Annotated in this window: 7 protein-coding genes; all 7 read right to left on the bottom strand. The window is 37.3% G+C overall.

The genetic code is table 11. The features are described from left to right. Positions 1-4: 4 nt before the first annotated feature. The 7 genes from OPU68_RS03900 to OPU68_RS03870 all read right to left on the bottom strand — a co-directional run bounded on the left by OPU68_RS03900 (position 5) and on the right by OPU68_RS03870 (position 13269). Entirely contained in the window at positions 5-1642 is a 1638-nt protein-coding gene (locus OPU68_RS03900) for a glycoside hydrolase family 43 protein (RefSeq protein WP_498472806.1), read from the bottom strand. 136 nt (positions 1643-1778) lie between these two features. Next, positions 1779-3029, bottom strand: coding sequence for a glycoside hydrolase family 88/105 protein (locus tag OPU68_RS03895; RefSeq protein ID WP_498472683.1), 1251 nt, complete (start codon positions 3027-3029; stop codon positions 1779-1781). 31 nt (positions 3030-3060) lie between these two features. Further along, the gene (locus tag OPU68_RS03890) at positions 3061-4059 is read right to left on the bottom strand and encodes a DUF4861 family protein (protein ID WP_498472682.1); all 999 of its coding nucleotides are present in this window, start codon (positions 4057-4059) and stop codon (positions 3061-3063) included. A gap of 108 nt (positions 4060-4167) precedes the next feature. Next, positions 4168-5196, bottom strand: coding sequence for a pectinesterase family protein (locus OPU68_RS03885; RefSeq protein WP_498472681.1), 1029 nt, complete (start codon positions 5194-5196; stop codon positions 4168-4170). A gap of 117 nt (positions 5197-5313) precedes the next feature. Next, entirely contained in the window at positions 5314-7875 is a 2562-nt protein-coding gene (locus tag OPU68_RS03880) for a pectate lyase family protein (RefSeq protein ID WP_498472680.1), read from the bottom strand. Between the two features lie 258 nt (positions 7876-8133). Next, complete coding sequence (locus OPU68_RS03875) at positions 8134-9966, bottom strand: RagB/SusD family nutrient uptake outer membrane protein (RefSeq protein ID WP_498472679.1); 1833 nt, start codon at positions 9964-9966, stop codon at positions 8134-8136. Between the two features lie 12 nt (positions 9967-9978). Then, complete coding sequence (locus OPU68_RS03870; RefSeq protein ID WP_498472678.1) at positions 9979-13269, bottom strand: SusC/RagA family TonB-linked outer membrane protein; 3291 nt, start codon at positions 13267-13269, stop codon at positions 9979-9981. Positions 13270-14001 lie beyond the last annotated feature (732 nt).

The following is a 14001-nucleotide window of genomic DNA, read 5'->3' as shown; positions in this document are numbered from 1 at the left end:
TGATTTATTTTTTTGTAATTCTGAAAAAGTCAAAATCTGCGTAACCGCCTCTAGAAACTTTTGGATCGCTCACAGAATAGATTCCGACTTTTGCACCAATCCATTTTCCCGGTTTTGCATGAAATGGTTCTCCAATATTTTCAAAACTTTTCCCGTTTTCGCTGTAGCTGAAAGTGCAGATTCCGTTTGGTTCTTTGACATCAACTTTAAGGTAAACTTCGTTTGATTTTAATTTGATTTCATTAAGGATTTTTTCTTCGCCGCCTTTTTCAGCTTTTGGAGCCTTTCTCAACTGAAGATAATAACCATCAGGTTTATTGGCAATTACAAGAGAAGCGTGATCCGTTCCCATTACCAAGAGTCCGGCAACTTTGCCTTCTTTCGCATCTTCGGGAAATAATTTCACTTTGGTTGACGCGACAAAGTTTGGTGCAGGAAATTTCTGAGTTAATAAGTTCGGAACGTTCCAAAGGTTTTTTGCGCCTTCTGGCGTTTTAATCGAAAATAATCTTAAATAATCTTTTCCAGGAATTTTTGCTGACCAAACGATGTTTTCATTGGCACTCCACTGCCATTGCAATCCAATTTTATCATCATTGAATTCGTCAGATTCCGCCGGTGTTTCGATGGGGAAAGTTTTTCCGACTTCCGGTTTTTTATAAGTCAGAACCGGTTCTCCGATTCCGTTTTTGTCTGTATCAATTCCCATTACAGGCCAATCCTTTTCCCACTTCATCGGCTGAAGATGGACGAGTCTTCCGCCTGCATCCACATCCTGGAAATGGTAAAACCAATCCTGACCTTTCGGCGTATCAACCCAAGCACCTTGGTGTGGGCCATTGATTGTGGATTTGCCTTGTTCCAGAACTATTTTTTCTTCGTAAGGTCCATAAATATTCTTCGACCTCAAAACCAATTGCCAGCCAGTTGCAACGCCACCAGCCGGAGCAAAAATGTAATAATAGCCGTTTCTTTTGTAGAATTTCGGACCTTCAACTGTTGGATTCGCTTCGTGGCCATCGAAGATGTGAACGCCTTTGTCCAGAACTTTTGTTCCTTCAGAATTCATTTTGTTGATGGTCAAAATACTCTTCACGCCGGCTCTGCTTCCTGCCCAGCCGTGAACGAGATATGCATTTCCGTCGTCATCCCAAAGCGGACAAGTGTCTATCAAACCTTTGCCTTCCATTACCAAAACCGGGTCGTCCCATTTACCAAAAGGATGTTTCGTTTTCACCATAAAAATGCCGAAATCCGGGTCGCCCCAATAGATGAAATATTCGCCTTTGTGAAAACGGATGCTTGGTGCCCAAACGCCGTTTCCTCTTTGCGGAACATTGTAAGTTTCCTTTGGAATTAAATCAGTGATGGCGTAATTGACCAATTTCCAATTGATCATATCTTTAGAATGAAGAATCGGTAAACCTGGCATTTCGTTAAAACTGGAAGTCGTCATATAATAATCATCTCCAACGCGAATCGCATCCGGATCTGAATAATCAGAATACAAAACCGGATTCTTGTAAGTTCCGTTTCCTAAATCAGAAACCCAAACTTCTGAAACGTAAGGTTTCGCTTTCTGCGCATCCAATTGATTGATTGATAAGGCAAACAATGAAAGGATGATATGTTTTTTATTGATTTTCAAATTTTTATTTTTTAACGTCGAATAATTGCAGCTCGGCTTGAGTGGAAATCCTTTTTTGTAGCTGGAAAAGCGAAGGCAAAAAGATTGAGAACGGAAGACGGATTAAGCTGCCCAAATAATTCTTATTATATTACTTTTCGAATTCCAAACTTGCGAGGATGAATGGTCCAGTTCCTTTTGGATCGTTGGAGCGGATTTCTTCGTTGACATAATATTCGTAAGTTCCAGATCTGTAAGGCGTTCCGCCTAAACCTGCGACAGCGCAATTTTGATTTAGATTCACTGTTCCGTCTTTTTCTACAGAGATCAGGTTTTTGATAATACCGTCGTAACCTTTCTTTGCAATTGCTTTATAGGACGTTGGTAAATAACCTTTTCTGGCTCCTTTTGCGAAAGTGTAAACGAACATCGATGATCCTGAAGCTTCGAGATAATTTCCTTTTTCGCCGCCTTTGTCCAAAACCTGATACCAAAGTCCCGTTTTCGAATCCTGAACTTTTACCAAAGCTTCGGAGTAGGAATTAAGATAAGAAATCAATCTTGCTCTCCCCGGATGATTCTGCGGAAGGAAATCCAGAACATCTACGATTGCCATTCCGAACCAACCCATCGCTCTTCCCCAGAAATTGGGAGAAAGTCCTGTCTGTTTGTCGGCCCAAGCCTGTTGTTTGCTTTCGTCCCAGCCGTGGTACAACAATCCGGTTTTTGGATCTTTTAAATGTTTCTGAATTAAATCGAATTGGTTGACGATATCATCATAAGCTTTCGTTGCTGCATCGCCTTTGTCAAACATCTGCGTGTAGTTTGCATAAAAAGGTTCACCCATATACAATCCGTCCAGCCACATTTGGCTTGGATAGATTTTTTTGTGCCAGAAACCGCCTTCGGAAGTTCTTGGATGGTCGTTCAACTGGGATCTTAATAACTGTAATGCTTTAAGATAATTCTCTTTTTTATCAACGGAATATAGGTACAACAAAACATTTCCGGAGTTCAGCATATCGATGTTATAATTTTTGATCTCGTAGGTTTTGATTGTTCCATCTGCATTTACCATTGTGTCTGCATAACCTTTGATGTAATCGAAATATTCTTTTTTACCGGTTTTTTTATAGACTTCTTCCGCACCTTTCAAAACCAATCCGTTGGGATAACTCCATTTTGGTGTTTTGTGGAAATCGAGCATCCAGGCATCCGGGAAACGTTTCATTTCGGAAAGCATCATTCTTTCGGACCATTTCAGGTTTGTCGGAATTGTTTTTCCTGCTGAAGTTTCTGTTGTTGCTTTTGAAGTGGTCGCAGTTTTAGTTTGAGCACAGGAAAGAAACATTCCTGATGCAAATGTTGCGATGGATAATATTTTTAGAGTTTGAAATTTCATTTTTTTTTATTTTTTTAATTAAGAACAAAGTCTATAATTTTCCGTCTTTGTCCAATTGGTCTAACTTCTTATCTAAATCTTTATAGAAATCTGTTTCAGTTTTCAAGCCGTTTGTTTCCTGAGACCAGGCGCCGAGAAAGTAATATGATACACTTTTGTTTTTTTTGAAAACAACAACGTGTGTGGATTTTGTCTTAATATATTTATCAAAATTATCGATGGGATAAAAAACCGCCATTCCGAGATTGTCTTCTTTTTTCGCTAAAGTCTGTTGTCCATAAGTTGCGATGTAAGCCCATTTTTTGTTTTTACTCACCACTTGTCTGAACGGGATATCTTTGATTGCGACAATCCCGGTACACAAATTGGAAAGCATCTGATCTGAAGATAAATCCACTTTCACGAAACGGTCTTTGTTGAAAATCGTGAGTTTGGATTGTAAATCAACTGCATCGCCCCAGGTTTTCCAGCCTTTATAATTGATGGTTGCGAATGATTTATCGGCTTCATTAGTAACTTTTACATCAGTGTTTTTTACGATTTTGAATGTTTCTATGAAGTCATTTTGCTCGTCATATCTTCCGTACGAACCAATGCCGATTGTACGACCGGATTTCAAAATATCCTGGCCCCAAGGTGCATCGTGGTGGTAAGATTCGAAGCCGTCTTGGCCAACTTCGGGTAAAACTAAAGTGGTTACTTTTTTACCGAAAATATCGGTGGCATTTCTCCAGTCGAGGTACAATCTGTACCCAATCTGGTTGTTTTCCAAACCGATTCCTTCGTATCTGATGTAAGAGGAATGGTCTGTATGTTCTGCCGGAAGAGAAAGTTCTGTGATATTTTTGAAAGTTCCGCCAACGTATTTATTACCTTCCCATTTCCCGCCTTCTTTAACTGATAATTCGGCGTAGGAAAATGGTCTGCTTCCTTCTTTTTTGATTTTCTGAATCACATCTGTTTGGGCTGAACAGCTAATGAAACTGATCAGAATTCCTGAGTAGATGGATTTTAGAATGATGTTTTTCATTTTTATTTTTACTTTTTTGAACACTAAGTGCACAAATTTTTTCTTTTTTATGCTTATTATTTCTGAGTTTCACAAAGGCGTAAAACTTAAAAAAAATTTAAATTGTAATTACTTTTTAATTTTAAAATTCCAATTGTCATTTCCTGAGAGGATTTTTTTGATGGAATATTCTTTTGCTTCTTTTTTTGATAATTGATGAGACCAGGCAACTCGCCTTTCTGGATTTGCTCCGATTCCTTTGGAATTGAATTCTCCGTAGAAAGTCGTTTTCTCAGCATCAGGTTTTTTCCAGTTGTGCCAGCCTTCCGCTTTTATAACATCGCTGATTTCTGTATTGATGAAAACTGTTTTTGCAAACGGCCGCCAAGGTCTGCCGAGATAAACTGATTGGGATTTTGCATCGCCTGTGATTTTACAATCAATGAAAACAAAACCGAACTTTTTGCCTTCCGGTGTTGAAGCTGCCGTAAGATAAGTCGCGGATTCTTTAGTGAAAATTTCACAATTCTCGAAGACAGCCGTTGCCGCTCCGAAGATGAAATCCGTTGTTCCTTCTATATAACAATTTTTGAAATAGTGGCGGATGTCTTTCGTTTTTGAAGGATCGTCTTGCTGACCTTTCAAATATAATGTGTCCTGAAATCCAAGAAATCTACAGTTCTCAAAAATCGCACGGTCGCCGGTAATCAAAACCGCAACAGCTTGTCCGACTTTGCCAGCATCATTTTGGAATGTGATATTTTTAGCTGAGAAATCATTAGAAAAAATAAAAATCGTGGATGATCCTGTTGTTCCGAATTCTTTGCCTTCAGCGTTTTTCCTGGAAGCGAAATCGTCATTAATGATAATCGTTTCTTTAAGATTTTCTCCTTCAAAAATGATTGGACCTTTGGTCGCCGGAACTGTAATCTTTTCCCGGTAAGTTCCTTTTTTAATAAAAATTTTAGTAGTGTGTTGAAGTCCGTTCTCAACAGCATTAATTGCTTCCTGTACTGTTTGGAAATCTCCTGTTCCGTCTTTTGCGACTGTATAAATTTTTTCAGAATTATCATTAATAACGCCGAAAGAATTGATACTGATCAAAACGAGAATAAAAGAAAATAACAATAAAAGATTTTTGATTTTGGACTGCTTCATTTTTACTGATCTTTTTTAAATATACAAGTTTCCACCCCGTTCGGGATGAAAACCTGTATTATTTAACAATTAAATAATGTGATCTGAAACTTCAGACTGACATTAGTCTATGTAGGGTTATTTTTTGATAATTTTTTTGGTAACTGTACCTTTATCAGTTGTGATAGAGATGATGTAGTTACCTGTGTTCAAGCTTCTCAAGTCAACCGAATCATTGTTGATTACCGCATTATTTTTAACAAGGCTGCCTGCAAAGTTGTAAACTTTTACGCTTAATACTTTTTCACCCGCAGTTGTAATATGTAAATAATCAGAAACCGGATTTGGATATAAACTTACCTGAGATTTGTTGATGTCACTTGTTGCCATCGTTGCATAAGCAGTTTTGATGTAGTACAAGTTAGTCGTATCTCCTTTTGTAATACTGTGCGCTCCGGCAGCAACATTAGGAATTGTTACAACACCATTTGTTGCTGTATAATTAGTCCCGTCGAATTTAACTGCTTTCACAAAATCTGCATCGAAAACCAATGTTAAAGTAGAAACCTGAGACGTTGTATAAGTGATACTTGTTGCAGATTCCATTTTCAAACGCTTAGTCAACGTTAATCCGTCATAAGACTGAGAACCGTCTGTAGAGTTCATATTACCTGTAATTGTATAGAACGTGCTTATTTTACCAGAAGTTGTAAAGTTATGAATCTCTCCACCAGATACCGGAGGCGTGTTTCCAACTGTTACAGTTCCACTTATAGCCACTGAATTTCCATTAGAACCAACCGTTGTAACTGTGTAAGCAGTGGTTGCAGATGGTGTTCCTGTTACTGTAAGCGTTTTAGCCGAAGCATCTTTTGCAACAGTCAATCCGTTTGCAGGTAAACCTGTAACTGTAACGTCTGTTGCGTCTCCACCCCAAGTGAATACAATTGGGCTGATTGCAATTCCGGTAGCAACTGTCTGATCTTTGTTAGCCGAAGTATTTACCAAAGTCTGGCTTGTACCTTCTGCCTGAATGAAAACCATATTGGTTCCATAATTTGTCAAAGCAGATTTTAGTCCGGTAATCACTGCATAAGACTTATCATCTACTGCATTGTTGAAAACCCATTTGAAGTCTCCACCTTCTACACGTCCGGAATACATTTTCACTCTGTCTTTTGCAGCTGCAGGATCTTCTACAACTAAATTTTTAATGTAAAGAGAAGCATCTGTATCAAAGTTATTGTAAGTCTTTGCTCCAACCTTAGATTTTACCGTTGCAGGAACATTTTCTCCACGAGTTGCTGCCAGGTAAGCATCAAAATCTGTCAAAGAACTTATTTTCCCGGGAATATTGAACAATGGATTTGTATCGCCGTAAGCTACAAAACGCATAGAGTTAGTTGCAATATCAAGATCAATTGTATTATTGAAAGCTTTGATCATTCCACCATCTTCGCCAGAGAAAGTTCCCTGGTTATTAGGATCATTCTGTTGTGTGGACGGATTCCAAACATCTGTTCCCTGCAGAGAGATCATCATCGGATTTTTTGCATTACGGAAATAATTTCCCTCTAAAAATAATGAAGAACCTTCCGTAGATCCTGATCCATATTTTGCAATTCCATCAAAATAATTATTATAAACGTGAGCAGAATAGAATCTTACTCTTGGGTGTCTGGAATCTGAATGATCAAACCAGTTGTGGTGGTAAGATACATAAAGACCTACAGTTGTACCTTCACTAAGTCCCAATAAACTTGCCTTCCCGTTATCCCAGAAATGGTTGTAAGAAAAAGTATTGTAAGAACTTCCTTTGTTGTCCAACGCACCGTCTCCTTTGATTTGATCGGCATCACTTCCGGCATCACCGTAGAAAAGATCATTGTTGTGAATCCAAACGTAAGAATTATTTTGCTGTAGCCCAATATCATCACCTTCACTACTATCGCAGTTCATGAAGCCAAGATTGCTGACCTCCACATTCGTTCCGTTCTTAATACGGATTCCCCAACCGTTTGCAGTTGCATCATCTCCAACACCTTCTACAGTAATATAACTGTTTGCATTGTTATCATTTTCTATCACAAAATCTCCACCTTCCATAGTCGTAGCATCTGTGATGTCACCTACCAAACGGAAAATATAAGGTCTTGTATCGTAACCTTTTTTGATGCCATATAAGATGTTCTGAAATCCTACATAAGGAGTTGTCCCGCCATTACTTTTCGTAATAACATTGAATGGAACAGAGTCTTTAGATTTCTGAGTGATATACAAAATGATGGCGTTATCTTTTGGTGTACCATCCGCTTTATAACCTCCGGGAACTCGTCCGCCATGAAAAGCAAAACCTGTTCTGTCCTGAGGTAGAACTGTTAACGTACTTGTGGTAGAACCTGTACCTTCGACACCTAAAACGACTGGTTTTACAGTAATTGTATAATTTCCGGCTTTCAGTCCAGGGATGTCAGCTCTAAAGTATGATCCGTAGCTGCGAATCAAATAATCGTCTATTTGTTTATTCACCACACCTTCTCCAGAGTAGTAAACATTATATTTTCCAGCATTAGCTACTGGTTGCCATTTTACAAAGGCAGTTTCCATCCAGCCTTTCGCATCGTTAAAGGTAACGGATTGTCCTGATACCTGCGTAAATGCAAGTAAAAGAAACAAATAAAGTAATTTAATTTTATTCATCTAAAATTTATTTAATTGAGTTAATTGTGTTAGTTATAAGGTCTAATAAATGTTGATTATTATAATTAGTATTGTCTTTCTACGAACCTATTTTCATTAACTAATTTTAAATAATAGTGCAATATTTTTTTTCTTGAGTAAAGGCAACAAAATCCTTAGAATCAGCTCTACCAGAGTATAAAACTCTGATAGAGTGAATCTTCAAAAAAAATTAAAAATATAAAAACTTAAAAATTCAAGTGATAAAAGGAATGTTTCCTAGTAACCGTAATCCTGTTTCAGATTATAGTTTGACAAAATGATGTCATCATAAATCGGGAACAATTCTTTTCTGTTGGCTTCAAAATATTGAGCGTAGCCTTTTGACGGACTGTTGATATAATCTGCAGTTACAGCAACTCTCCAATTGACGGCTTTGTAACCAGTTGGCACAGATGTAGATGGCGGAGCAGGTGTATAATAAACATCGGCTCTATTGACACCAGCAGGTACATAAATATCTATTGCATTAAGTGCAGCCTGCGCCGTTTTTGTTCTGTCGTAAGGTGACTCTTTATAATATAAGACAGATGGTACATTGGCATATGGTCCAGTTCCGCTTGATAAAGACGCCAATTTTTGTTTTGTCTCAGCAATTTTAGCTGCCAAAAGATTCCAACGAATTAAGTCATATTTTCTAAGCCCTTCACCTCCAAATTCCAACAATCTCTCGTGAACGATGAAATTGAAAAATCCTGTTTTGTCAGTCGGTATTGTTCCCGCTTGTCCAAGATTTCCAACGTATGCTCTGTCTCGCACCATTTTCACTGCATTCACAGCGTCTGCAGATGGAGAACCGTTGATCTCATTATCAGCTTCGGCAAACATTAATAGAATATCAGAGTAACGGATCATCGGCCAGTCGATCGCAAGGTTTTGCGCAGTTCCTGTCACATTGCTCCAGGATTTTCTGAATTTTCCATCGGTACAAAGAGCACCTGTTGAAAGGATCGCCTGATTTGTACCGTTAATCTGCATTGAGGCTACTGTAAGATCTCTCCTGACATCAAATTTCCCAAACTCATAAAAATAAGTTGCAATGGCATTTATACCACCACTACTGGTCCAAATAGAAGTAGGAGCAGTTTCATGTCTCATCCCATTGTAATAACCAATTTTGCTATCCGTCGCAGCATTACCTCCAAAGGCTCCTACTGCAAAAATCACTTCGTGTGCAGCATCTTCTGTATTGTCGTGCAATGCTCTGAACACAGCTTCGAAGTTTCCATTCAATCCGTGTTGACCTTCAGTGATGATGGATTTACACTCATCATAAGCAATCTGATAATAAACTTGAGAATTTGAACCTTTAGCCATAATTCTTGGATCCCTTCTTAGAGAGTAACCAGCTCTAGCCAAAGCAATTCTTGCTCTCAGCCCTTTCACAGCGCCTTTGGTGATTCGCGTGTTGCTTGTTCCTGCTTCTGATCTCCAGGGTACTAGAGCCGATGCAGTTGCTAAATCAGCAATAATCTTCTCATAGATTACATCCCTATCAGTTTTTGGAAGATAAACTGTCTCCAGGTCAGAAGATGGAACCATTTGCATAGGAACATCGCCCCAGTTCTTAATCAAATCATAATAGAATAGTGCTCTCAATGTGTAAGCTTCTCCCAAATATCTGTCCATCAATTTTTTGTCTGCCGCAGAGCCATTTTGGTAAACCGGAGATAATGGAATATTCTTGATCACAAGATTTGCTCTTTCTATTCCTGAATATAGTTTAAGGAAAGGCTTGTTAAGATCCGGATTAGAAGTACAAGCACCATAAGTACTCAGTCCTCTTCTGTCATTACAGTTGTAGTCTCCGGATGTTTTGAAATCATCACCTGACTGAGGAAAGTATAAACTGATTCTCTGTCCGTAGCCATCATCACCGATAACTTGGTTGTAAACACCAATCAATGCTGTGAAGGTATCTGCTGTACTGTCAAATTGTTGCTCTTCGTTAGAATTAGAAATATTTTCTGCATCCAAGAACTCGTCACAAGATGTAAATGTGAAGAATATAATTAAGCAACTTAGAATTGAAATTAATCTGTTAAGTTTCATTTTTGTTTCGAATTAAAAAGTTATATCAACACCTGTTAAGAAAAATCTGCTTCTTGGGAAAGCGGCATAGTCCACTGCTGGAGTAAGTGTACTCTTTCTGGTACTTACCTCCGGATCATATCCAGAATAACCGGTAATTGTAAAAACGTTATTTGCTGTTGCGTATAATCTTAAATTTGTAATACCAATGGCTTTAAGCGCATCTTTGTTTAATGAATATCCAACTGTTACGTTGTTTAGTCTTAAGAACGATCCGTCCTCGATAGCATATGAATGTAAGAAATAGTTACCACCAGTTGGTACCCACATTGTTGTGTTGGCATTGAGTGCTGCCAACTCTGTTGGATCAGTCACTTTTTGACCAGCGTCATTGAACCATCTCCATCTGTCAGACATTTCTGCCAGCATATTCTGGTCTGTGTACTGGTATTTGGTAGTGAATTCGATTTTGTTTGCGTTATAAACTTTGTTCCCAACAGAGAAGTTGAAAAACAAACTCATATCGAAGTTTCTGTATTTGAAAGTCTGGTTGAAACCTCCATAAAACTTCGGTTGCGCATTTCCAAGATCTGTTTGATCTTTTACATCAATAATTCCGTCACCGTTCAAATCTTTCAGTTTAAGATCTCCAGGCTGTGCCGCTCTGTTTCCTAGTGCCACAGAAGTAGAAGTCGGGATTCCCGCTTTTAACTTATAAGTATTGTTAGCTGCATTGAAGTCAAAATCGCTGATTTCATATCTGCCTTCAGTTACATAACCATAGAACATTCCAACCGGCTGATTAATCTGAACTTTAAAATCAAACAAGTTATTTACCCATCCTGAAGGAACTAAATAATAATCTGTCCCGGACTGCGTCAAAGAACCCAGACTTTTGATCATATTCTTGTTTGCTGCAACGTTGAAATCTGTTTTCCATGTGAAGTTTTCATTACCAACCACGATAGCACCCAACGTAAATTCCAAACCTTTGTTCTGAGTTTTTCCAGAGTTTTGGTATTGGTATTCATATCCGGAAGTCTGAGGAATTTTTGCTAATAAAAGCAAATCTTTGGTATCAGTAATGTAAGCATCAATAGATCCATACACTCGTTTGTTGAAAACTGTAAAATCTAAACCTGCATTTTTAGAAACCGTTGCTTCCCATTTAATATTTGGGTTTGCCTGAATGTTTCCCGGCGCAGATCCAGTGATAATACCTGTCCCACCGGTATAACCAAATTGGCTTGACGGGTTGTAGAAAGTATCATATAAGAAAGGTGCAATTCTGTCATTCCCGGATTGTCCGTAACCAATTCTTAATTTTAGATCATTTACCACTTTAGAATCTTTCAGGAAATTCTCTTCCCCGATTTTCCAGGCCAATGATGCGGACGGGAAATTTGCCCATCTGTTAGCTGGACCAAAAGAGTTGGATCCATCTCGTCTTACTGAAACTGTTGCAATATACTTGTTATTGTAAATGTAATTTGCTCTAGCAAAGAAAGAAGCCAGACGTCCTGGAGGCGTAACTTTATTATCTGGCGCATCCTGAACTTGACCAGCTGGAGGCGCAGCAAGAATAATATTTGAAAATGCCTGATTAGCGGACAATGAGGTCGGGATCCATTTTACAGTCATGTCCAATCTGTCTCCATTGGTCTGCACGATCTCCTGACCCAAAAGGAAATCCATTTTGTGATCACCTAATTTCTTTTTGTAGTTTAGGGTATTGGTATTTGTAATTCTTCTGGTCTGTGTGTTTGTCAACTGTACGACAGACATATCGGAGTTGATTCTGGAAAGATAAGTCTTAGGACCAGAGAATTGCTGGATTTCCTGATCATTCTGTACATATCCTATTGTACTTTTGAAAGTAAGATCCTTAAAGATGTTATAAGTGATAACACCATTTAAGAATAAGTTGTCTGTATTGTTATATTTAATCTCGTTATTAGAAAGCAGTACAGGATTTATCAAGTTTGTAGTAGCGTAATCATCTGTAGCAAATTCATCAGATCCTCCACCGGCACTTATTCCATTTTCAAAAGGTCTGTATCGGATCACGTTTCTCAGTCTGTTCGTCGTCTGTGATCCTGTAGTGGACGTTCCTGCTCCATTGATAAAAGTCTGGCTGTATCTTGCCGTCAATCCGACTTTTAGTTTTTTACTGATGTCAAAATCATATTTGAAGTTGGCCATATTTCTTTTATAGCCGGAATTGATCATAATTCCATCTTCCTCAACGTGGTTTAATGACAATGTAAATGCTGAAGTAGCAGAACCTCCTGATATATTCAGGTTATGCGTAAAGTTAAAAGCTTCTTTTCCGAAAACTTCTTCCTGCCAATCTCTTTTCTGTATCGTTTTATATCTGTTGATTCCCGGATCAATTATATTGCCGTCAGCATCTTTTATTTCAGAATAGACACCATATAATTTAACAAAATTTTCCTGCTGCTGAGAATCACCATCTCTGTTGTACAATTCGTACTGATAAAGTACAAAGTCGTAAGGGCTCATCACGTCCAATGTTTTTGCGATGGTACGAACACCAGTATAACCGTTGTAATTTACGACAGTTTTAGTGTTTTTTCTACCGCTTTTGGTCGTAATCAAAACTACACCATTTGCTCCTCTTGCTCCATAGATAGAAGTAGATGAAGCATCTTTCAAAACTTCAATAGACTCTATTTCTTTTGGAGAAATAAGAGACAGTGCATTATCCATCTGGATTCCGTCTACGATGTAAAGCGGTGCATTATCTTGTGTGATAGATGTTCCACCTCTTACCTTGATTTCCGGATCAGCTCCCGGAGAACCTTCACCAAAGGTAACCTGCACACCGGCCATTCTACCTTGTATAGCTTCCGCAGCACTGTTTACGGGCATATCCGCCAATTGCTCTCCTTTTACGGAAGAAATAGAGTTAGTTACGTCTTTTTTAGAAACAGTTGTATAACCTACCAAAACAACTTCGTCTATGTTTTTCTCTTTGTTAGAATCAAACTTTGCAAGAACAACATTGATGACTGTTTTACCATTTACTTCAATCTCTTGTTCTTCGAATCCTTTTGAACGAACAACAAGCGTTGCATTTTTAGGTACATTCAACTCGTACTGTCCAGCCTTGTTCGTCATTGTAGAAAACTTCGAATTTCTTACTGTAATTTCTACATTTTGTACAGGCTTGTTTTGGTCAGAGGTAATTTTCCCCGAGACCTTAATTAACTCTTGAGCTAAACCAAATGCCGGTAGTAAAAAGACAGAAGCGATCGTCGTTTTAATAAAAGCACTTTGAATACCTAGTTTTAAACCACTCATAGATATTTTTTAGTTTTATAATTAGTAATAATTTTTACACTTATTTAACCTTTGAAAAAATTGTCTCAAAAAATGCAATCGATTGCACTTAATTTTTTAACAATTCTTAACTTGACTAAACTAAGATTATTTTTCAATTACCAAACAAAAAAAATATTTTTTTTATTAATATTAGTGTAACATATAATAAACTGGAAATGAGACAATATAAATAAACAACTGATTAACAGTAATTTAAGACAAATTTATCGATATAAAATGTTGTCACAAAGATTCTAAATTAGCATTTTCCACTAGTTAATCCTGCTGATTAAAATCATTAATTATAAAAATTATAAGTTTTTTAATTAACCAAAAATTAACTTAACAATACAACTTTTGCCAAAAATGATAATTTCTTTGTTAGGAAATCATATTTTTATGATTACAGATTTATGTCAATAAAAAAAGACGAATAAAACCTATAATAATCTAATAATCAATTTGTTAAATAAATTTTAGGTTTTTTTGAATGATAAATAATATTTGAGCAACAATTTGCGAATTATTGCACAAAATTATCTTCTAATGCTAAAAAGGAACATTATAAAATTTGGTTTATTTATCACATTCTACCAAAATTTACAATATAATCACCTGACTTTAAGTGTTTTAAAATTTAATTCAAAATTATGTTTATCAGTTGGAATTTATAATTATATTTACAAAAAAAATATATCCAGTGCCAAATTT

Source organism: Chryseobacterium sp. TB1-D10, assembly GCF_059803555.1.
The sequence above is the reverse complement of the archived record's forward strand: the minus strand, read 5'-3'. Positions and strand labels throughout refer to the sequence as shown.

Coding starts and splice junctions, on each gene's coding strand:
- OPU68_RS03890 (WP_498472682.1), bottom strand. CDS start 4,059: ATGAAAAACATCATTCTAAAATCCATCTACTCAGGAATTCTGATCAGT.
- OPU68_RS03885 (WP_498472681.1), bottom strand. CDS start 5,196: ATGAAGCAGTCCAAAATCAAAAATCTTTTATTGTTATTTTCTTTTATT.
- OPU68_RS03880 (WP_498472680.1), bottom strand. CDS start 7,875: ATGAATAAAATTAAATTACTTTATTTGTTTCTTTTACTTGCATTTACG.
- OPU68_RS03895 (WP_498472683.1), bottom strand. CDS start 3,029: ATGAAATTTCAAACTCTAAAAATATTATCCATCGCAACATTTGCATCA.
- OPU68_RS03875 (WP_498472679.1), bottom strand. CDS start 9,966: ATGAAACTTAACAGATTAATTTCAATTCTAAGTTGCTTAATTATATTC.
- OPU68_RS03870 (WP_498472678.1), bottom strand. CDS start 13,269: ATGAGTGGTTTAAAACTAGGTATTCAAAGTGCTTTTATTAAAACGACG.